This is a genomic window from Streptomyces sp. NPDC046977 (genome assembly GCF_040644455.1).
Taxonomy (GTDB): domain Bacteria; phylum Actinomycetota; class Actinomycetes; order Streptomycetales; family Streptomycetaceae; genus Actinacidiphila.
On the sequence record NZ_JBEYWO010000015.1, the window covers coordinates 67,000 to 90,508 of the forward strand.

Annotated in this window: 1 protein-coding gene; it reads left to right on the plus strand. The window is 72.1% G+C overall.

Annotated elements, in window-relative coordinates; all coding sequences use genetic code 11:
- The first annotated feature begins 55 nt into the window (after positions 1 to 55).
- Complete coding sequence (locus ABZ883_RS22765; protein WP_360908784.1) at positions 56 to 23,455, plus strand: type I polyketide synthase; 23,400 nt, start codon at positions 56 to 58, stop codon at positions 23,453 to 23,455.
- Positions 23,456 to 23,509 lie beyond the last annotated feature (54 nt).

Here is a 23,509-nt window from a genome sequence, read left to right on the forward strand (position 1 = left end):
CATGCGAGAGTGACCCCTGGTCTTGGGTTCTTGTCCGGGGGTAATGGAGCGTGCGATGGTGAATGAGTCCGGAGAATTCCCTTCCGAGATCCACGCCGTTTCCGAATCCGTACCCGATGCCTTCCAGGACGCCTCGCCGGACGTGGAGTCGGACGCGGGGCCGGACGTACGGCCGGACGCCCCGTCATGGCGCGAGCGGCTGACCCTCCTGACCGACGCCGAGCAGCACGCCGCCCTGCTCGAATGGGTCGCCTCGCTGGTCTCCGCCGCGCTCCGCGACTCCGCCCCCGCCGTGCTCGACCCGCAACGGCCCTTCCTGGAACTCGGCTTCGACTCCCTCGCCGCCGTCGACCTGCACGCCCGCCTCACCGCGGGCACGGGCCTGCGCCTCCCCGTCACCCTGGCCTTCGACCACCCCACCCCCGCCGCCCTGACCCGGCACCTGCGGGCCGCGCTCCTCGGCCTGGACGACACCGACGCGTCGCCCGTCACCGCTGCCGTCATCAGCGACGAAGCCATCGCCATCGTCGGCATCGGCTGCCGCTTCCCCGGCGGCGTCCAGTCCCCCGAAGCGCTCTGGGACCTCGTCGCCGCGGGCACGGACGCCGTCTCCGCATTCCCCACCGACCGCGGCTGGGACCTCGACGCGCTCTACGACCCCGACCCCGAGCGGGCCGGTACGAGCTACACCCGCGAGGGCGGATTCCTCCACGACGCCGCCGAGTTCGACGCCGCGTTCTTCGGCATCTCCCCGCGCGAAGCGCTCGCCATGGACCCCCAGCAGCGGCTGCTGCTGGAGACGTCCTGGGAGGCGTTCGACCGGGCAGGCGTCGATCCCGCGGGACTGCGCGGCGGCCAAGTCGGCGTATTCGTCGGCGCGGAGACCCAGGAGTACGGCCCCCGACTCCAGGACGCCACCGACGGCTTCGAGGGCTACCTCGTCACCGGAAACGCGGCGAGCGTCGCCTCCGGCCGCATCGCGTACACCTTCGGCTTCGAGGGCCCGACGGTCACCGTCGACACCGCCTGCTCCTCCTCCCTCGCCGCCCTCCACCTCGCCGTCCAGGCCCTGCGCACCGGCGAGTGCTCCATCGCCCTGGCCGGCGGCGTCGCCGTCATGGCGAGCCCCGGCTCCTTCATCGCCTTCAGCCGTCAGCGGGGCCTGGCCCCCGACGGCCGGTGCAAGCCGTTCGCCGCCGCCGCCGACGGCACGGGGTGGGGCGAGGGCGTCGGCATGCTGCTGGTGGAGCGGCTGTCCGACGCCCGCCGCAACGGGCATCAGGTGCTCGCGGTGGTACGGGGCTCCGCCATCAACCAGGACGGCGCCAGCAACGGCCTGACCGCTCCGAGCGGCCCCTCGCAGCAGCGCGTGATCCGCCAGGCCCTCGCCAACGCCGGCCTGTCGGCAGCCGATGTGGACGCGGTGGAGGCCCACGGCACGGGCACGACGCTGGGCGACCCGATCGAGGCGCAGGCGCTGCTCGCCACGTACGGACAGGGCCGGGGCGACGGCAGCCCGCTGTGGCTCGGCTCCCTGAAGTCGAACATCGGGCACACGCAGGCCGCGGCCGGTGTCGCTGGCATCATCAAGATGATCATGGCGATGCGGCACGGCGTACTGCCGCGGACCCTCCACGTCGACGAGCCCACCCCGCACGTCGACTGGGAGGCCGGAGCCGTCTCCCTGCTCACCCAGCCCGTCGACTGGCCCCGGGGCGACCGCCCGCGCCGCGTCGGCGTGTCCTCGTTCGGCATGAGCGGCACCAACGCGCACACCATCATCGAGGAACCCCCGGCCGAGGACACGGACGCCACCACCACCACCACCGGTAACGGCGTGTCCGGGGACGGCGCCTCACGCCCGCCGGAGCTCCTGCCCTGGGTACTGTCCGCGAAGACCCCCGAAGCCCTGCGCGCCCAGGCCCGGCGGCTCGCCGGCCATGTGAGCGCCGACCCGCGACTCACCCCCGCCGACATCGGCCACTCCCTCGCCACCACTCGCGGCGTCTTCGAACACCGCGCCGTCGCCCTGGGCCCCGACCGCGACGCGCTGCTGCGGGCGCTCGACGCCCTCGCCGAAGGCACCGACACCCCCGCCGCCGTCCACGACGAGCTCGCCCCCGGCCGGCTCGCGTTCCTGTTCACGGGGCAGGGCAGCCAGCGCCTGGGCATGGGCCGTCAGCTGTACGACAGCTGCCCGGAGTTCGCCGACGCCCTCGACGACGCGTGCTGGTACCTCGACGACCAGCTCGAACTCCCCCTTCTCGACGTGCTGTTCGCGGAAGAGGGCACGCCGGAGGCCGCGCTCCTCGACGAGACCGCCTACACCCAGCCCGCGCTGTTCGCGGTCGAGGTGGCGCTGTTCCGGCTCCTGGAGAGCTGGGGGCTGCGGCCGGACCTCGTGTCGGGCCACTCCGTCGGCGAGATCGCCGCCGCGCACGTGGCGGGAGTGTTCTCGCTGGAGGACGCGTGCACGCTGGTCGCCGCCCGCGGACGGCTCATGCAGGCGCTGCCCGGCGGTGGCGCGATGATCGCGCTGCAGGCGTCGGAGGACGAGGTCCTGCCGCTGCTGGACGAGCGCGTGGGCATCGCCGCCGTCAACGGCCCCCGGTCGGTGGTCATCGCCGGTGACGAGGACGCCGCGAAGAACGTCGCCGCCCACTTCGCCGCCCAGGGCCACAAGACCAAGCAGCTCGTCGTCAGCCACGCCTTCCACTCGTTCCACATGGACGGCATGCTGGACGAGTTCCGCCGCGTGGCCCAGGTGATCGAGTACGGCATCCCGACGCTGCCCCTCGTCTCCCTCCTCACCGGACGCGCCGCCGGCGCCGCCGAACTGACCGACCCCGAGCACTGGGTCCGGCACGCCCGCGAGGCCGTACGGTTCCACGACGGCATCCGGACGCTCGAGGACCGCGGCGTCACCACGTACCTCGAACTCGGCCCCGACGCCGTGCTCACCGCGATGGCCCAGGACTGCGTCGACACCCGGGGCACCGCCTTCGCTGCGGCCCTGCGCTCCGGCCGGCCCGAGGCCACCACCCTGCTCACCGCCGTCGCCCGCGCCCACGTCCGTGGCGCGGCCGTCGACTGGAGCCGCCTCTTCACCGGCAGCGGCGCCCGGCGCGTCGACCTGCCGACGTACGCCTTCCAGCGCTCGCGCTACTGGATGGACGCGGGCCCCGGGACCGCCGCCCACGTGGCACACGGCCCGGACACCGCCGACACCGCCTTCTGGGACGCGGTCGAGCAGGAGGACGTGGCCGGACTCGCGACGGCGCTCGGACTCGACCTCGACGGCGACCGTCCGCTCAGCGAACTGATCCCCGCCCTGTCGGCCTGGCGCCGGCGGCGGCGCACGGAGTCGGAGGTGGACGGCTGGCGGTACCGGGTGGTGTGGAAGCCGCTCGCCGAGGCTTCCGGTGCGCGCCTGTCCGGGGCGTGGCTGCTGGGCGTTCCGGCCGGAAGTGACGTCGACGCGCCGGTGATGGACGCGCTGACAGGGCGCGGTGCCGAGGTGCGCCGGGTCGAGGTCGAGCCGGGCATGGACCGGGGCGTGCTGGCGGGACTGGTCGGCGGTGAGTGGGCGGGTGTCGTGTCGATGCTCGGGCTCGCCGACACGGTCGCGTTGGTGCAGGCGCTCGGTGACGCCGGCGTGGAGGCCCGTGTCTGGGGCCTGACCCGGGGTGCGGTGTCCGTGGGCCGGTCCGACCGGTTGGCGTCACCGGTGCAGGCGCAGGTCTGGGGCCTGGGCCGGGTCGCCGCCCTGGAGGTGCCGGAGCGCTGGGGCGGTCTGATCGACCTCCCGGAGGTGCTGGACGAGCGGGCGCTGTCGCGTGTCGTCGGGGTGCTGGCCGGCTCCGGTGAGGACCAGGTCGCGGTGCGGTCGACCGGCGTGTTCGGGCGCCGGCTGGTGCGGGCGTCGCTGCCGGAGAGCACAGGATCGTGGACCCCGTCGGGCACGGTGCTGGTCACGGGTGGCACGGGCGCGCTGGGCGGCCGCGTCGCGCGGTGGCTGGTGGACGCCGGCGCCGAACGGCTGGTGCTGATCAGCAGACGCGGGACGGATGCGCCCGGTGCCGCCGAGTTGGTGGCGGAGCTGGGCGTCGACGTCTCCGTCGTGGCGTGCGACGCGTCCGACCGGGATGCGCTGCGTGCGGTGCTGGCCGAGCACGCGGAGTCCCTGACCGCCGTCGTTCACACGGCGGGCGTCCTGGACGACGGCGTGCTGGACGGCCTGACCGCGGAGCGCATCGAGAGCGTCGTGCGGGCGAAGGCCACGTCGGCGCTCCATCTGCACGAGCTGACGATCGAACTCGGCGTCCAGCTGGACGCGTTCGTGATGTTCTCGTCCATGAGCGGCACCATCGGCGGAGCGGGCCAGGGCAACTACGCCGCCGCGAACGCCTTCCTGGACGCCCTGGCGGAGCAGCGCCGCGCCGACGGTCTGGCGGCGACGTCGATCGCGTGGGGTCCGTGGGCCGAGGGCGGCATGGCCGCCGGCGAGACGATGGACGCCCGCATGCGGCACGAAGGCGTCCCGCCCATGGCGCCCGAGTCGGCCATGGCGGCCCTGGGACCGATCGTCGCCTCGGGCGAGGCCTCGCTGACCGTCGCGGACCTCGACTGGGACCGCTTCGCGCCCTTCATGACGTCCGTCCGACCGCTGCCGCTGATCGGCGACTTCATCACGCAGGCGGAGACCGTCACCGGCGCCGACGTCGCGGGCACCGCGGCCCGCCGCCTCGCGGGTCTGACGGCGGCGGAGCAGGAGCGTGAGCTGCTCACCCTGGTCCGTACGCACGTCGCGGCCGTCCTCGGCCACGGCGGAGCCGAAGCGGTCGGCGCCGACCGCGCCTTCAAGGAACTGGGCTTCGACTCCCTGACGGCCGTCGAACTGCGCAACCGCCTCGGCGCGGCCACCGACCTGCGCCTGCCCACCACTCTCGTCTACGACTACCCGACCGCCACCGCGCTCGCGGCCTTCCTGCGCCACGAACTGCACGGCGCACAGCCGGAGGTGACGGGGCCGGTCACCGCGGCGGCGGCCGCCGACGACGACCCGATCGCCATCGTGGCGATGAGCTGCCGCTTCCCGGGCGGCGTGCGCACCCCGGAGGAGCTGTGGACGCTCCTCGTCGACGGGGCCGACGCGATCGGCGACTTCCCCTCCGACCGCGGATGGGACCTGGCCGGCCTCTACAGCGCCGACCCCGACCGCCCCGGGACGACGTACACCCTGGAAGGCGGATTCCTCCACGACGCCGCTGACTTCGACGCCGACCTCTTCGGGATCTCGCCGCGTGAGGCGCTGGCGATGGACCCGCAGCAGCGGTTGCTGCTGGAGACGTCGTGGGAGGCGTTCGAGCGGGCCGGCATCGCCCCGTCGTCGCTGCGCGGCAGCCAGGCGGGCGTCTTCGTCGGCACCAACGGGCAGGACTACCTCTCGCTCGTCACCGGTGACACGCACGGACTGGAAGGACATGTCGGCACGGGCAACGCGGCGAGCGTCGTGTCCGGCAGGCTCTCCTACGTCTTCGGGCTCGAAGGCCCCGCGATCACCGTCGACACGGCCTGCTCGTCCTCGCTAGTGGCCCTGCACCTCGCAGTGCAGGCGCTGCGGCAGGGCGAGTGCTCGCTCGCCCTGGCCGGCGGCGTCACGGTGATGTCGACGCCCGAGGCCTTCGTGGACTTCAGCCGTCAGCGGGGCCTGGCGGAGGACGGCCGGATCAAGGCGTTCGCCGCGGCGGCCGACGGTACGGGGTGGGGTGAGGGCGTCGGCATGCTGCTCGTCGAGCGGCTGTCGGACGCGCGGCGCAACGGCCATCCGGTGCTCGCTCTTGTTCGTGGCTCGGCGATCAACCAGGACGGCGCGAGCAACGGCCTGACGGCGCCCAACGGTCCCTCGCAGCAGCGCGTGATCCGCGCCGCCTTGGCGAGCGCCGGCCTGTCGGCCGCGGAGGTCGATGCGGTGGAGGCGCACGGCACCGGTACGCGGCTGGGTGACCCGATCGAGGCGCAGGCGCTGGTGGCCACCTACGGTCAGGGGCGTTCGCCGGAGCAGCCGCTGCTGCTGGGGTCCGTGAAGTCGAACATCGGGCACACGCAGGCCGCGGCGGGCGTCGCGGGCATTATCAAGATGGTGCTGGCGATGCAGCACGGCGTGCTGCCCCGGACCCTGCACGTGGACGAGCCGACCCCGCACGTCGACTGGTCCGCCGGCGAGATCGCCCTGCTGACCGAAGCCGTCGACTGGCCCGAGACCGGGCGGCCCCGGCGCGCCGCCGTCTCGTCCTTCGGCCTCAGCGGTACCAACGCCCACACGATCGTCGAACAGGTCCCGGCGCCGGCGCGTGCCGACGCCTCCCAGGCCGGCACGGCACCCTCGGTACTGCCGGTCCTGCTCTCCGCGCAGAGCACGACCGGGCTCCGGGCTCAGGCCGCGCGCCTGGCCGCCCACGTGGCGTCGCAGCCCGAAGCATCCACCCTGGATGCGGCATTCACGCTGGCGACCGCTCGTCCGGCCCTGGAAACGCGCGCGGTCCTGGTCAGCCGCACCGAGAACCACGACGCGCTGCTGGCCGGGCTCAACGGCCTCGCCGCCGGCGAAGCGCCCTCCGGCCTCGTACAGGGCACCGTCACGACCGGCGCACTCGCGTTCCTGTTCACGGGGCAGGGCAGCCAGCGGCTGGGGATGGGACGGGAGCTCTACGAGGCTTATCCCGCGTTCGCGGACGCGCTGGACGCGGTCTGCGCCCACCTGGACGCCCACCTCGATGTGGCGCTGGGGGGTGTGCTGTTCGGGGAGGACGCGGCGGTTCTGGACCGGACGGAGTTCGCGCAGCCGGCGTTGTTCGCGGTGGAGGTGGCGCTGTTCCGGTTGCTGGAGTCGTGGGGTGTGAAGCCGGACTTCGTGTCGGGGCATTCGGTGGGTGAGATCGTCGCCGCGCATGTGGCGGGGGTGTTGTCGCTTGAGGACGCGTGTGCGCTGGTGGCGGCGCGTGGGCGGTTGATGCAGGCGTTGCCGACGGGTGGCGTGATGATCGCCTTGCAGGCCTCGGAGGACGAGGTTCTGCCGTTGCTTGATGGCCGGGTGAGCATCGCGGCCGTGAACGGGCCGGAGTCGGTGGTCATCGCGGGTGACGAGGATGCCGCGGTCGCGATCGTGGAGGCGTTCCCGGACCGGAAGTCGAAGCGTCTGACGGCCAGTCACGCGTTCCACTCGCCGCACATGGACGGGATGCTGGAGGCGTTCCGTGAGGTGGTGTCCGGGCTGTCGTTCGAGGCACCGCGCATCTCGGTGGTCTCGAACCTGACCGGTGCCGTGGTTGCCGACGAGATGGCGTCGGCGGACTTCTGGGTGCGGCATGTGCGGGAGTCCGTGCGCTTCCTGGACGGTGTGCGCGCTCTGGAGGCGGCCGGGGTCACGACGTTCGTCGAGCTCGGACCGGATGGCGTGCTGTCGGCAATGGCGCAGGAGTGCGTGACGGGCGAGGGCGCGGCCTTTGTTCCGGTGCTGCGCAAGGGCCGCCCGGAGGCCGAGAGTGCTGTCACGGCGCTGGCACAGGCACATGTGCGGGGCGTGGAGGTTGAGTGGGCCGGGTACTTCGCCGGCACGGGTGCGCGGCGGGTGGACCTGCCCACGTATGCCTTCCAGCGGACGCGGTACTGGCCGGAGGCCCAGCAGGACGCTACAACTCCCGCCGGGGGGATCGTCGACACCGTCGACGCACGCTTCTGGGATGTCATCGAGCACGAGGACCTGACGACCCTCGAGTCCATGCTCGGCCTTGAGGACACCGCGTCCTGGGGGAACATGGTCACGGCTCTGTCGGCGTGGCGCCGACGTGGTCAGGATCAGGCCCAGGTCGACGGGTGGCGTTACCGGACCAGCTGGAAGCCGGTGAAGGTGACCGCCGAAGCGCGGTTGTCCGGTGCGTGGTTGGTGGTGGTGCCGGCCGGGAGTGACGTTGACGGGCCGGTGGTGGGTGCGCTGGCGGGGCGCGGTGTCGAGGTGCGCCGGGTCGAGGTCGCGGCCGATGTGGACCGGGGCGCGTTGGCGGGGTTGGTCGGCGGTGAGTGGGCGGGTGTGGTCTCGCTGCTGGGGCTCGCTGACACCGTGTGCCTGATCCAGGCGCTGGGTGATGCCGGTGTGGGTGCCCCGCTGTGGTGCCTGACGCGGGGTGCGGTGTCGGTCGGTCGGTCGGATCGGCTGGTGTCGCCGGTGCAGGCGCAGGTGTGGGGCCTGGGTCGGGTGGCGGCGCTGGAGGTGCCGGAGCGCTGGGGCGGTCTGATCGACCTGCCGGAATCGCTGGATGAGCGTGCGCTGTCGCGCGTGGTCGGGATTCTGGCTGGTTCTGGTGAGGACCAGGTGGCGGTGCGTTCGTCGGGGGTGTTCGGGCGGCGGCTGGTGCGGGCCGTGCTGCCGGAGGGCACGGGGTCGTGGGTTCCGTCGGGCACGGTGCTGGTGACGGGTGGCACGGGCGCGCTCGGTGGCCGTGTCGCGCGGTGGTTGGCGGAGGCCGGTGCCGAGCGGCTGGTGCTGACCAGCCGGCGCGGGATGGACGCGCCCGGTGCCGCTGAGCTGGTCGCGGAGCTGGGTGTCGAGGTCTCCGTCGTCGCGTGTGACGCCGCTGACCGGGATGCGCTGCGCGCCGTGCTTGCTGAGCACGCCGAGTCGCTGACCGGCATCGTTCACACTGCTGGCGTCCTGGACGACGGCGTGCTGGATGCGTTGACCCCTGAGCGCCTTGAGACCGTCCTGCGGGCGAAGGCCGTGTCGGCGTTGAACCTGCATGAGTTGACGGTCGAGCTCGGTGTGGAGCTGGATGCGTTCGTGCTGTTCTCGTCGATGAGCGGCACGGTCGGCACATCTGGGCAGGCGAACTACGCGGCTGCGAATGCTTTCCTGGACGCTCTTGCGGAGCAGCGGCGTGCGGATGGCTTGGCGGCGACGTCGATTGCGTGGGGTCCGTGGGCCGAGGGCGGGATGGCGGCCGACGAGGCGCTTGCGGCTCGGATGCGCCGGGATGGTGTGCCGCCGATGCGGGCGGATCTGGCGATCAGCGCGTTGCGGTCGGCGGTCGGTTCCGGTGGGCCTGTGTTCACCGTGGCCGACGTGGAATGGGACCGCTTCCTCGCAGGATTCACCGCCGCACGCCCCAGCTCACTGTTCGGTGAACTGCGGGAAGTGCGGCAGGAGCGCACTGCCCGGACCGCCCTGGCCGGCGCAGTCGCGGACGTCCCGGAATCCGTTTCGTTCGTCGGCCGGTTGTCCGCTCTTCCTGCGGGTGAGCAGGAGCGTGAACTGCTGGATCTGGTCCGGGGCCACGTCGCTGCTGTGCTTGGGCATGGCGGGGTCGATGCGGTGGGGGTCGGGCGGGCGTTCAAGGAGTTGGGCTTCGACTCGCTGACGGCCGTGGAGCTGCGGAACCGGTTGGGTGCGGCGACGGAGCTGCGGTTGCCGGCGACGTTGGTCTACGACTATCCGACGTCCGCTGCGCTTGCGGAGTTCTTGCGGAGCGAACTGCTGGGGACGGTCCGTGTTGCGGATGCGGATCTGCCCGCGGTGGTGGCGACGGATGATGATCCGATCGCGATTGTGGCGATGAGCTGCCGGTTCCCAGGCGACGTGCGGTCTCCTGAGGACCTGTGGCGGCTGTTGGTCACCGGCACGGACGCGGTGGGGGAGTTCCCCGTCGATCGAGGTTGGGACTTGGACCACCTCTACGACCCCGACCCGGAGCGTGCCGGCACCTCGTACACCCGCGAGGGCGGTTTCGTCGCAGGAGCGGCGGAGTTCGACGCGGACTTCTTCGGGATCTCGCCGCGTGAGGCGTTGGCGATGGATCCGCAGCAGCGGTTGCTGCTGGAGACGTCGTGGGAGGCGTTCGAGCGGGCCGGCATCGACCCGTCCTCGCTGCGCGGCAGCCGGACCGGAGTGTTCGTCGGCACCAACGGCCAGGACTACCTCTCCCTCGTCGCCCGTGAGCCGCAGGGCCTGGAGGGCCACATAGGCACGGGCAACGCGGGCAGTGTGATGTCGGGTCGTGTCTCGTACGCGCTGGGGCTGGAAGGCCCTGCGGTGACGGTCGACACGGCGTGCTCGTCGTCGCTGGTGGCCCTGCACTGGGCAGTGCAGGCCCTGCGCAACGGTGAGTGCTCCATGGCGCTGGCCGGTGGCGTGACCGTGATGTCGACGCCTGAGACCTTCGTGGACTTCAGCCGTCAGCGGGGTCTGGCGGCGGACGGTCGGATCAAGGCGTTCGCGGCTGCCGCGGACGGTACCGGCTGGGGCGAAGGCGTGGGCATGCTGCTGGTGGAGCGGCTGTCGGACGCCCGGCGCAACGGGCACCCGGTGCTGGCTCTCGTTCGCGGCTCTGCCGTGAACCAGGACGGCGCGAGCAACGGACTGACCGCCCCGAACGGCCCGTCGCAGCAGCGCGTGATCAGGCAGGCCCTGGCGAGTGCCGGTCTGTCGGCTGCGGATGTCGACGCGGTGGAGGCGCACGGCACGGGCACCCGGCTGGGTGATCCGATCGAGGCGCAGGCGCTGCTCGCGACCTACGGCCAGGAGCGCGCCGAGGGCGGATCGCTGCTCCTCGGCTCGATCAAGTCGAACATCGGTCACACGCAGGCGGCGGCCGGTGTCGCGGGCATCATCAAGATGGTGCTGGCGATGCAGCACGGGGTGCTGCCCCGGACCCTGCACGTGGACGAGCCGACGCCGCATGTGGACTGGTCGGCCGGTGACATCGCGCTGCTGACCGAGCAGCGGGAGTGGCCGGAGACGGGCCATCCGCGTCGGGCCGGTATCTCGTCGTTCGGCATCAGCGGCACCAACGCCCACACGATCATCGAACAGGCCCCGGTCGTCGTCGCCGAGGTCGCTGACGACGCCGAGTCCTTGTCGCGGATGCCCGGGGCTCTTCCGTACGTCCTGTCGGCCAGATCCCCTGAGGCCCTGCGTGACCAGGCAGCCGCCCTCAGCGCCCGACTGGCGATGGCGGGCGCCGCCCCGGGGCCCGTCGACCTCGCGTATTCGCTCGCAACCGGGCGCGCGCACCTGGACCACCGCGCGGTCGTCCCGGCCCGGAGCACGCGTGAAGTTGCTGACCTGCTCACACGGTTGGCCGCCGGTGAGCAGCTTCCCGCCGTCAGCACGGGCACGGTGGACGACGGGCGCGTGGCGTTCCTGTTCACGGGGCAGGGCAGCCAGCGTCCGGGGATGGGCCGGGAACTGTATGAGGCCTACCCCGTGTTCGCGGACGCTTCGGACGCGGTCTGCGCGCACATGGACGTGCACCTCGACAGCCCGCTGCAGGACGCTCTCTTCGGCGAGGCGGACGAGCGTCTGCTGGACCGGACGGAGTTCACCCAGCCGGCGTTGTTCGCGGTGGAGGTGGCGCTGTTCCGGTTGCTGGAGTCGTGGGGCGTGAAGCCGGACTTCGTGTCGGGGCATTCGGTGGGTGAGATCGCTGCCGCGCATGTGGCGGGGGTGTTGTCGCTTGAGGACGCGTGTGCGCTGGTGGCGGCGCGTGGGCGGTTGATGCAGGCGTTGCCGACGGGTGGCGTGATGATCGCGCTGCAGGCCGCCGAAGACGAGGTTCTGCCGCTGCTGAACAAGCGCGTGAGCGTCGCCGCCGTCAACGGGCCTCAGTCGGTCGTCATCGCCGGCGACGAGGACGCCGCGGTCGCGATCGTCGAGTCCTTCGCGGGGCGGAAGTCGAAGCGCCTGACGGTCAGTCATGCGTTCCACTCGCCGCACATGGACGGGATGCTGGAGGCGTTCCGCGAGGTGGTGGCGGGGCTGTCGTTCGAGTCGCCGCGCATCCCCGTGGTCTCGAACTTGACCGGGGCCCAGGTCACCGACGAGATGCTCTCTCCCGACTTCTGGGTGCGGCACGTGCGGGAAGCGGTGCGCTTCCTGGACGGGGTCAGGACATTGGAAGCGGCCGGGGTCACCACGTACGTCGAACTCGGCCCGGACGGCGTGCTGTCGGCTCTGGCCCAGGAGTGCGTCACAGAAGAAGCGGTGTTCGTCCCCGTCCAGCGTGCCGCCCGTCCCGAAGTCGAGAGCCTGGGCGCTGCCCTCGCACAAGCCCATGTCAGGGGCCTCTCGATCGACTGGCGTGCGTACTTCGCCGGCTCGGGCGCTCGACCCGTGGACCTTCCGACCTACGCGTTCCAGCGCCGGCGGTTCTGGTTCGAGCCCTCCACCGCGGCCGGTCGTCACGCGCAGGCCGATGCCCCGGACTCCTGGTTCTGGGACGCGGTGGAGCGAGAGGACCTCGCATCGCTGGCCGCCACTCTCGACGCGGAGGAGGACGAGGCTGCCTGGAGCAGTGTCCTGCCTGGCCTGGCGGCGTGGCGTCGGCAGGGTCGGGAGCGGTCGGAGGTGGACGGCTGGCGGTACCGGGTGGTGTGGAAGCCGCTGGCCGATGCTGCTGCTGGTCAGCTGTCGGGGTCGTGGTTGGTGGTGGTGCCGGCCGGGAGTGACGTTGACGGGCCGGTGGTGGGTGCGCTGGTCGATCGCGGTGTCGAGGTGCGCCGGGTCGAGGTCGCGGCCGATGTGGACCGAGCCACGCTGGCGGGGCTGGTTGGCGGTGAGTGGGCGGGTGTCGTGTCGATGCTCGGGCTCGCTGAGTCGGTCGCGTTGGTTCAGGCGCTGGGTGATGGCGGGGTGGGTGCTCCGCTGTGGTGTCTGACGCGGGGTGCGGTGTCGGTCGGTCGGTCGGATCGGCTGGTGTCGCCGGTGCAGGCGCAGGTGTGGGGTCTGGGTCGGGTGGCGGCGCTGGAGGTGCCGGAGCGTTGGGGTGGTCTGGTCGACCTGCCGGAGGTGCTGGACGAGCGGGCGCTGTCCCGGTTGATGGGTGTGCTGGCTGGTTCGGGTGAGGACCAGGTGGCGGTTCGGTCGTCGGGGGTGTTCGGGCGGCGGCTGGTGCGGGCGTCGCTGCCGGAGGGTGCGGGGTCGTGGGCGCCGTCGGGCACGGTGCTGGTGACGGGTGGCACGGGGGCGCTGGGCGGTCGTGTCGCGCGGTGGTTGGCGGAGGCTGGTGCCGAGCGGCTGGTGCTGACCAGTCGGCGCGGGATGGACGCGCCTGGTGCCGCGGAGCTGGTGGCGGAGCTGGGTGTCGAGGTTTCGGTGGTCGCGTGTGATGTCTCCGACCGGGATGCGCTGCGGGCGGTGCTTGCTGAGTACGCCGAGTCCCTGACCGGGATCGTTCACACGGCTGGTGTGCTGGATGACGGTGTGCTGGATGCGTTGACTCCGGAGCGCCTTGAGACCGTTTTGCGGGCCAAGGCCGTGTCGGCGTTGAACCTGCATGAGTTGACGGTCGAGCTCGGTGTGGAGCTGGATGCGTTCGTGCTGTTCTCGTCGATGAGCGGCACGGTCGGCACGCCCGGTCAGGGCAACTATGCGGCTGCGAATGCCTTCCTGGACGCTCTTGCGGAGCAGCGTCGTGCGGATGGCTTGGCGGCGACGTCGATTGCTTGGGGTCCGTGGGCCGAGGGTGGGATGGCGGCTGACGAGGCGCTGGCGGATCGGATGCGTCGTGATGGTGTGCCGCCGATGCGGGCGGATTTGGCGATCAGCGCTCTGCGGTCGGCGGTCGGTTCCGGTGGGCCTGTGTTCACTGTGGCCGATGTGGAGTGGGACCGCTTCCTCGCAGGATTCACCGCCGCACGCCCCAGCTCGCTGTTCGCCCAGCTGGGCGAGGCGCGCGCAACGCAGCCCGCTGATGCTGGGGCAACCTCCGACGCCAGGAATTCTGGGTCTCTTGTAGCTCGCCTGTCCGCTCTTTCTGCGGGTGAGCAGGAGCGTCAACTGCTGGAACTGGTCCGGGGCCAAGTTGCCGCTGTGCTTGGTCACGGCGGGGTCGATGCGGTGGGGGCCGGTCGGGCGTTCAAGGAGCTGGGCTTTGACTCGCTGACGGCGGTGGAGCTGCGGAACCGGTTGGGTGCGGCGACGGAGCTGCGGTTGCCGGCGACGCTGGTCTACGACTATCCGACGTCGGCTGCGCTTGCGGAGTATCTGCGGGGTGAGCTGCTGGGCACGGTGCGGGTCGCGGATGCCGATCTGCCCGCGGCGGTCGCCACCGACGACGACCCGATCGCGATTGTGGCGATGAGTTGCCGCTTCCCCGGTGGCGTCACCTCTCCCGAAGACCTGTGGCACCTGCTGGTGACGGGCACGGACGCGGTGGGGGAGTTCCCCGTCGACCGTGGCTGGGACCTGGAACAGCTCTACAGCTCCGACCCGGATCGTCAGGGGACCTTCTACGCACGGGGCGGTGGATTCCTCTACGGGGCCGCCGAGTTCGACGCGGACCTCTTCGGGATCTCGCCGCGTGAGGCGTTGGCGATGGATCCGCAGCAGCGGTTGCTGCTCGAGACGTCGTGGGAGGCGTTCGAGCGGGCCGGCATCGACCCGTCCTCGCTGCGCGGCAGCCGGACCGGAGTGTTCGTCGGTACGAACGGCCAGGACTACTACCTCTCCCTCCTCGCCGGGGAGACCGAGGGCCTCGAAGGCCACCTCGGGACGGGCAATGCCGGCAGTGTGATGTCGGGTCGTGTCTCGTACGCGCTGGGGCTGGAAGGCCCTGCGGTGACCGTGGACACGGCGTGTTCCTCGTCGTTGGTGGCGCTGCACTGGGCGGTGCAGGCATTGCGGCAGGGCGAGTGCTCCATGGCGCTGGCTGGTGGCGTGACGGTGATGTCGACGCCTGAGACCTTCGTGGACTTCAGTCGTCAGCGCGGGCTCGCGGAGGACGGCCGGATCAAGGCGTTCGCCGCGGCCGCCGATGGCACGGGCTGGGGCGAAGGCGTCGGCATGCTGCTCGTGGAGCGGCTGTCGGACGCGCGCCGCAACGGGCACCCGGTGCTGGCTCTCGTCCGTGGTTCGGCGGTGAACCAGGACGGTGCGAGCAACGGGCTGACGGCGCCGAACGGCCCGTCGCAGCAGCGCGTGATCCGGCAGGCCCTGGCGAGCGCCGGTCTGTCGGCCACCGATGTGGACGCGGTGGAGGCGCACGGCACGGGCACCCGGCTGGGTGACCCGATCGAGGCGCAGGCACTGCTGGCGACCTACGGTCAGGACCGGATGCCGGAGCGGCCACTGTTCCTGGGGTCGATCAAGTCCAACCTCGGGCACACGCAGGCCGCGGCCGGTGTCGCCGGCATCATCAAGATGGTCATGGCGATGCGGCACGGGGTGCTGCCGCAGACCCTCCACGTGGACGCGCCGACTCCGCACGTCGACTGGTCGGCCGGAGACATCGCCCTGCTCACCCAGCAGCAGGAGTGGCCGGAGACGGGCCGCCCGCGCCGGGCCGGCGTCTCGTCGTTCGGTATCAGCGGCACCAACGCCCACACGATCATCGAACAGGCCACCGAGGTAGCGCAGGCGGACGAAGCGGATGCCGATCGTCCGGCGACATCGGCATGGGTGCTGTCGGGCAAGTCCGAGGACGCCCTGCGTGACCAGGCGGCACGCCTTCACACCCGCCTCGACGCCCACTCCGACCTGTGTCCGGCGGACATCGGGCGTGCGCTGGCGACTGGTCGGGCCGCGCTCGACCATCGCGCCGTCATCGTCGCCGGCGACCGCGACGCGTTCCTCCATCGGCTCGCGTCCGTGGCCGGCGGAGAGTCCGTGGGCGTGGTGACCGGATCCCCGGTCGCGGGCAAGCTCGCGTTCCTGTTCACGGGGCAGGGCAGCCAGCGACTCGGCATGGGGCGTGAGCTGTACGACGCCCATCCGGTGTTCGCGGACGCCTTGGACGCGGTCTGCGCCCGGATGGACGCGTACCTCGATGTGCCGTTGAGGGACGTGGTGTTCGGGGAGGACGCCGAGGTCCTGGACCGGACGGAGTTCACCCAGCCCGCGCTGTTCGCCGTGGAGGTGGCGCTGTTCCGGCTGCTGGAGTCGTGGGGTGTGCGTCCTGACTTCGTGTCGGGGCATTCGGTGGGTGAGATCGCCGCCGTGCACGTCGCGGGGGTCTTCTCGCTGGATGACGCGTGTGCGCTGGTGGCGTCGCGGGGGCGGTTGATGCAGGCGCTGCCGGCCGGCGGCGTGATGATCGCGCTGCAGGCCTCGGAGGACGAGGTCCTGCCGCTGCTCACCGACCAGGTGAGCATCGCCGCCGTCAACGGCCCGCAGTCGGTCGTGATCGCCGGTGACGAGGACGTCGCCACGGCGATCGCGGCGTCCTTCGCGGGGCGGAAGTCGAAGCGGCTGCAGGTCAGCCATGCGTTCCATTCGCCGCACATGGACGGGATGTTGCAGGCCTTCCGTGAGGTGGTGTTCGGGCTGTCGTTCGAGGTGCCGCGTATCCCGGTCGTCTCGAACCTGACCGGTGCCGTGGTCACGGACGAGATGGCGTCCGCGGAGTTCTGGGTGCGGCACGTCCGTGAGGCCGTGCGCTTCCTGGACGGCGTCCGCGCCCTGGAGGACGCCGGGGTCACGACGTACGTCGAACTCGGCCCGGACGGCGTGCTGTCGGCGATGGCGCAGGAGTGCGTGACGGGCGAGGGCGTGGCGTTCGTTCCGGTGCTGCGCAAGGGCCGTCCGGAAGCCGAGACCGCCGTGACGGCTCTGGCGCAGGCACACGTGCGAGGCGTGGCGGTCGATTGGCCAACGTTCTTCGCCGGTGCAGGCGACCGGTACGTCGACTTGCCGACTTATGCGTTCCAGCGACAAAGGTACTGGCCGGAGCCCCTCGGCGCGCCTCAGCCCGGTGCCACCGCCGATGCCTCGGACGCTCACTTCTGGGACGTGGTGGAGCGCGAGGATCTGACCGCGCTGCTGGCCGAGTTGGACGTGTCCGGTGATGCGTCGCTGGGTGAGGTGCTTCCGGCGTTGTCGGCGTGGCGTCGGCAGGGTCGTGAGCGGTCGGAGGTGGACGGCTGGCGGTACCGGGTGGTGTGGAAGCCGCTGGCCGAGGCCTCCGGCGCGCGTCTGTCCGGGTCGTGGCTGGTGGTCGTGCCGGCCGAGGGCGCGGACGACGCACCGGTGGTGGGCGCGCTCGCGGACCGGGGCGCCGACGTCCGGCGGGTCGAGGTCGGCCCGGGCACGGATCGCGCGGCGCTGGCGGATCTGGTCGACGGTGAGTACGCGGGTGTGGTCTCGCTGCTGGACCTCGCCGGCACGGTGGGTCTGATCCAGGCGCTGGGTGATGCCGGTGTGGACGCCCGGTTGTGGTGCCTGACGCGTGGAGCCGTCTCCGCCGGCCGGTCGGACAGATTGACCGCGCCGGTGCAGGCGCAGATGTGGGGTCTGGGCCGGGTCGCCGCGCTGGAGGTGCCGGAGCGCTGGGGTGGCCTGATCGACCTCCCCGGGCTCCTGGACGAGCGGGCGCAGTCCCGTCTGGTGGGTGTGCTGGCCGGTTCCGGTGAGGACCAGGTGGCCGTGCGCTCCACTGGTGTGTTCGGGCGACGGCTGGTCCGCGCGGCGCTGCCGGAGGACACGGAGTCGTGGATCCCGTCCGGGACGGTGCTGGTCACGGGCGGCACGGGGGCGCTGGGTGGTCGTGTCGCGCGGTGGCTGGCGGGTGCCGGTGCCGAGCGGCTGGTGCTGACCAGCCGGCGCGGCATGGACGCGCCCGGTGCCGCGGAACTGGTGGCGGAACTGGTGGCGGAGCTGGGCGTCGACATCTCGGTCGTCGCGTGTGACGCCTCCGATCGTGAGGCGCTGCGGGCGGTGCTCGCTGAGCACGCCGATTCGCTGACCGCCGTCGTGCACACGGCTGGTGTGCTGGACGACGGCGTGCTCGATGCCCTGACCCCGGATCGTGTCGAGACCGTTCTGCGGGCGAAGGCCGCGTCGGCGGCGAACCTGCACGAGCTCACGATCGAGCTCGGCATCGTGCTGGACGCGTTTGTGCTGTTCTCGTCGGTCAGTGGCACGGTCGGCACATCCGGGCAGGCGAACTACGCGGCTGCGAACGCCTTCCTGGACGCCCTTGCGGAGCAGCGTCGTGCGGACGGTCTGGCGGCGACGTCGATCGCGTGGGGTCCGTGGGCCGAGGGCGGCATGGCCGCTGACGAGGAGATGGCGGCCCGCATGCGCCGGGGCGGGGTCCCGCCCATGAAGGCCGGGTTCGCCATCACGGCGATGGGACGCGCCGTCGGCGCCGCGGACGCCACTGTCGTGATCGCGGACTTCGTCTGGGATCGCTTCGCCTCCGAGTTCACCGCCGGGCGCGCCAGCAACCTCTTCGCCGAGTTGGTGGACGCGAGCCCCGTCCCTGCGAACGCCGCCACAACCGATGCGTCGGTCGTCGTGGCGTCGACCTCCCTGGCTGAGCGACTGGCGGCCCTTCCCGCGGCTGAGCGGGAGCGTGAACTGCTCGGACTGGTGCGTGCCCAGGTCGCGGCTGTGCTCGGTCATGCCGGGGTCGATGCGGTGGGGGCCGGGCGGGCGTTCAAGGAGTTGGGCTTCGACTCGCTGACGGCGGTGGAGCTGCGGAACCGGTTGGGTGCGGCGACGGAGCTGCGGTTGCCGGCGACGCTGGTCTACGACTATCCGACGTCTGCTGCGCTTGCGGATTATCTGCGGGGTGAGGTGCTGGGGACGGTGCGGGTCGCGGATGCGGATCTGCCCGCGGCGGTCGCCACCGATGACGACCCGATCGCGATCGTGGCGATGAGCTGCCGCTTCCCGGGCGGCGTGCGGACTCCGGAAGACCTCTGGCACCTGCTGGTGACGGGAACGGACGCGGTGGGGGAGTTCCCCGTCGACCGCGGCTGGGACCTGGAACAGCTCTACAGCTCCGACCCGGATCGTCAAGGCACGTTCTATGCCCGTGGAGGTGCATTCCTCTACGACGCCGCCGAGTTCGACGCGGACTTCTTCGGGATCTCGCCGCGTGAGGCGCTGGCCATGGATCCGCAGCAGCGGCTGCTGCTGGAGACGTCGTGGGAGGCGTTCGAACGGGCCGGGATCGACCCCGCCTCCCTGCGCGGGAGCCAGGCGGGCGTCTTCGTCGGCACCAACGGCCAGGACTACGCCACGGCACTCCAGGCCATCCCTGACGGCATCGAAGGATTCCTGGGCACGGGCAACGCGGCCAGCATCGTCTCCGGCCGGCTCTCCTACGCCTTCGGGCTCGAAGGTCCCGCGATGACGGTCGACACCGCCTGCTCCGCGTCCTTGGTCGCCCTGCACCTCGCCGCTCAGGCCCTGCGCAGTGGCGAGTGCTCACTGGCCCTGGCCGGCGGTGTGACCGTCATGTCGTCGCCGGGAACGTTCATCGACTTCAGCCGGCAGCGCGGGCTCGCGGAGGACGGTCGGATCAAGGCGTTCGCCGCGGCCGCCGATGGTACGGGCTGGGGTGAGGGCGTCGGCATGCTGCTCGTGGAGCGGCTGTCGGACGCGCGCCGCAACGGGCACCCGGTGCTGGCGCTGGTGCGGGGTTCGGCGGTGAACCAGGATGGTGCGAGCAACGGTCTGACGGCGCCGAACGGTCCGTCGCAGCAGCGGGTGATCCGGCAGGCCCTGGCGAGCGCCGGACTGGCGGCCTCGGACGTGGACGCGGTGGAGGCGCACGGCACGGGTACCCGGCTGGGGGACCCGATCGAGGCCCAGGCCCTGCTGGCGACCTACGGTCAGGACCGGATGCCGGAGCAGCCGCTGTTCCTGGGGTCGATCAAGTCCAACCTCGGGCACACGCAGGCGGCTGCCGGTGTCGCGGGCGTCATCAAGATGGTCATGGCGATGCGCCACGGCGTGCTGCCGCAGACGCTCCACGTGGACGAGCCGACCCCGCACGTGGACTGGTCGGCCGGAGACATCGCCCTGCTCACGGAACAGCAGGAGTGGCCCGACACCGGAAGGCCGCGGCGCGCCGGTATCTCGTCGTTCGGGATCAGCGGCACCAACGCCCACACCATTCTGGAGCAGGCCCCGGACGACATCGCCGTCACGGCCGTGGCGGACCGGCCCGCCGTGCTGCCGTGGGTACTGTCGGCGAAGAACGGGACGGCGCTGGGCGTCCAGGCCGAAAGGCTCAGGGCGCACATGGTGGCCCACCCGCTGCTGGACCCGCTCGATGTGGCGTACACCCTTGCCACGTCGAGAGCCGCGCTGGAGCGGCGTGCGGTCGTCGTGGCGGGGGAGCGGGAGGCGTTCCTGACCGCGCTGACTGCCCTGGCCGCCGGCGATGACGTGACCTCGCTCCACCTGGGGACCGCGGCCGACGGCTCGCTCGCGTTCCTGTTCACCGGGCAGGGCAGCCAGCGACTCGGCATGGGACGGGAGTTGTACGACACCCACCTCGTGTTCGCCGACGCGCTGGACGCGGTCTGCGCCCGGATGGACGCGTACCTCGATGTGCCCTTGAGGGATGTGGTGTTCGGGGAGGACGCCGCGGTTCTGGGTCGTACGGAGTTCACCCAGCCGGCGCTGTTCGCGGTCGAGGTGGCACTGTTCCGGCTCGTCGAGTCGTGGGGTGTGACACCGGACTTCGTGTCGGGGCATTCCATCGGTGAGATCGCGGCCGCGCATGTCGCCGGGGTGCTGTCGCTGGACGACGCGTGCGCGCTGGTTGTGGCCCGCGGCCGGTTGATGCAGGCGCTGCCGGGCGGCGGTGTGATGATCGCGGTGGAAGCGGCCGAGGACGAGGTCCTGCCGCTGCTGAACGAGCGGGTGAGCATCGCGGCGGTCAACGGTCCGCGGGCGGTGGTCATCGCGGGTGACGAGGATGCCGCGGTCGCCGTCGCTGCGTCCTTCGAGGGCCGCAAGTCCAAGCGTCTGACGGTCAGTCACGCGTTCCATTCCCCTCACATGGACGGCATGTTGGCGGACTTCCGGAAGGTCGCCGAGGGCCTGTCCTACACCCCGCCCCGTATTCCGTTGGTGTCCAACCTGACCGGTGCCCTGGTCACCGACGAGATGTCCTCGGCGGACTTCTGGGTGCGGCACGTCCGTGAGGCCGTCCGCTTCCTGGACGGCGTCCGCGCGCTGGAGGCCGCGGGCGTCACCACCTACATGGAGCTGGGCCCGGACGGTGTGCTGTCCGCGATGGCCCAGGACTGCGTGACCGGAGAGGGTGCGACCTTCGTCCCCGTCCTGCGCAAGGGCCGTCCCGAGCCGGAGACGGCCGTGACCGCCCTCGCCCGGGCCCACGCCCGCGGCGTCACCGTCGACTGGGCGCGGTTCTTCGCCGGGACCGGCGCCCGCCGCGTCGACCTGCCCACCTACGCCTTCCAGCGCGAGCGCTACTGGCTGGAGGAGGCCGACGCCGTGACCTCCGGCGCGGACGTCGACGGGCGGTTCGGTGCGGCGGACGCACAGTTCTGGGAGGCCGTCGACAACGCGGACCTCGCCTCGCTCGCCGGCACCCTGGGCGTCGACGCCGACCAGCCGCTGAGCGCACTGCTGCCCGCCCTGTCGGCGTGGCGGCGGCAGCGGCAGGAGGAGTCCGTCGTGGACGGCTGGCGGTACGGCGTCACCTGGAAGCCACTGGGCCTTCCCGCCACCGGGGGCACGTTCGGGACGTGGATCGTCGTGAGCACCGCGGAGGACGGGGAGGGAGGCCTTCCCGGTGTCTCCGGTGCCCTGGCGGCGCGCGGGGCGGACGTGCGGAATCTCGTCGTCACGGAGGCCGAGGCCGGCCGGGAGGCACTGGCGGGCCGCCTGCGCGAGATCGCCGGAGCGGGCGGGGCCGGTGGCGTCGCGGGCGTCGTGTCGCTGCTGGCCTTCGCCGAGCAGCCGCATCCCGTGCACGAGGCCGTGCCCGCAGGGCTGTTGCTGACGGGATCGCTGGTGCAGGCGCTGGGCGACATCGGCATCACGGCACCGCTGTGGTGCGTCACGTCGGGGGCGGTGTCGGCCTCGGCGGCGGACCGCCTGACGAGCGTCGCGCAGGCCCAGGTGTGGGGCCTGGGCCGGGTCGTGGCCCTGGAGCACCCCGACCGCTGGGGCGGCCTCGTCGACCTGCCGGGCACCACGGACGACCGGGTCCTCGACCGGCTGCTCGGCGTCCTCGCGAGCAGCGGGGACGAGGACCAGATCGCCATCCGCACAACTGGCTTGCTTGCGCGCCGCATCCAGCACGACCCCGACCGCGCGCCCGCGGCGGAGCGCACGCCGTGGCGTCCCCGCGGCACCGTCCTCGTCACCGGCGGAACGGGCGCCCTCGGCGGCCACGTCGCCCGCTGGCTGGCGGCACACGGCGCGGAGCACCTGGTGCTGGTCAGCCGGCGCGGGCCGCAGGCACCCGGCGCCGCCGAACTGGTCGCCGAGATCGGCGCCTTGGGCGCCCGGGCCACGGCCGTGGCCTGTGATGTGACCGACCGTCAGGCCGTCGCCGACCTGCTGGCGCGGCTGCGCGGACCGCAGGCCGACGGAACGAGCGGGCCGGGCCTCACCGCCGTCTTCCACACGGCGGGCGCCGGGCAGTTCGCGCCGCTGGCCGAGACAGGCCCCGGCGACGTGGCCGACGTCGTCGCAGCCAAGGTCGCCGGCGCCGCCCACCTCGACGAACTGCTCGGCACGGCCGACCTCGACGCCTTCGTCCTCTTCTCCTCCATCGCGGGTGCGTGGGGCAGCGGCGGTCAGGCCGCCTATGCCGCCGCCAACGCCCACCTCGACGCCCTGGCACAGCACCGCAGGGCCCGCGGCCTGACGGCGACCTCGGTGGCCTGGGGACCCTGGGCCGAGGGCGGCCTCGTCGCCGACGACGGCGCGGAGGAGCAGCTGCGCCGGCGCGGACTCCCCGCGATGGCGCCGAACCGGTCCATCGCGGCGCTCCAGCGTGCCCTGGACGGTGACGAGACCACCGTGATCGTGGCCGACGTCGACTGGCACCTGTTCGCCCCGGCCTTCACCGCCGCCAGGCCGCGCCCGCTGATCGGCGACCTGCCCGAGGTGCGCCGCGCACTCGCCGCAGGACAGGAAAGCGTCGCTACGTCCACGGACGAAGCCCCCGACCTCCAGACGCAGTTGCGAGGGTTGCCCGTGGCTGAGGCGGAGCGGGTCGTACTCGACCTCGTCCGCGCGCAGGTCGCGGCCGTCCTCGGTCACCAGGGCGCGGCGTCCGTCGAGGGCGGACGCGCCTTCAAGGAACTCGGCTTCGACTCACTGACCGCCGTCGAACTGCGCAACCGGCTGCAGACCGCCACCGGGCTGCGCCTGCCGGCCGCCCTCGTCTTCGACCACCCGACCCCGGCGGCGCTGGCGGCCCACGTCCGGGCCGAAGTGGTCGGCGAGGACACCACCCCCGCACTGCCCGCCCTCGCGGAGATCGACAAGCTCGAGTTCCTCCTGTCGTCCGTCCCCGAGGACACCACCGAACGCGCCCGCGTCACCGCACGGCTCGAATCCCTCCTGGCGAAGTGGAACAGGGCGGAACGAGCGGCCACCGGAGGGGGCGAGGACGAGGACATCGAAATCGCGTCGGCGTCCGCCGACGACCTCTTCGACCTCATCAACAAAGAATTCGGAAAATCCTGAACCGATGGCTGATCCGACGACCCGACCGATGTCCGTACGGCCGCATTTCGCGAT

What these genes read in the sequence shown, in the direction of transcription:
- ABZ883_RS22765 (WP_360908784.1), top strand. Translation starts at nt 56, where the DNA reads ATGGTGAATGAGTCCGGAGAATTCCCTTCCGAGATCCACGCCGTTTCC.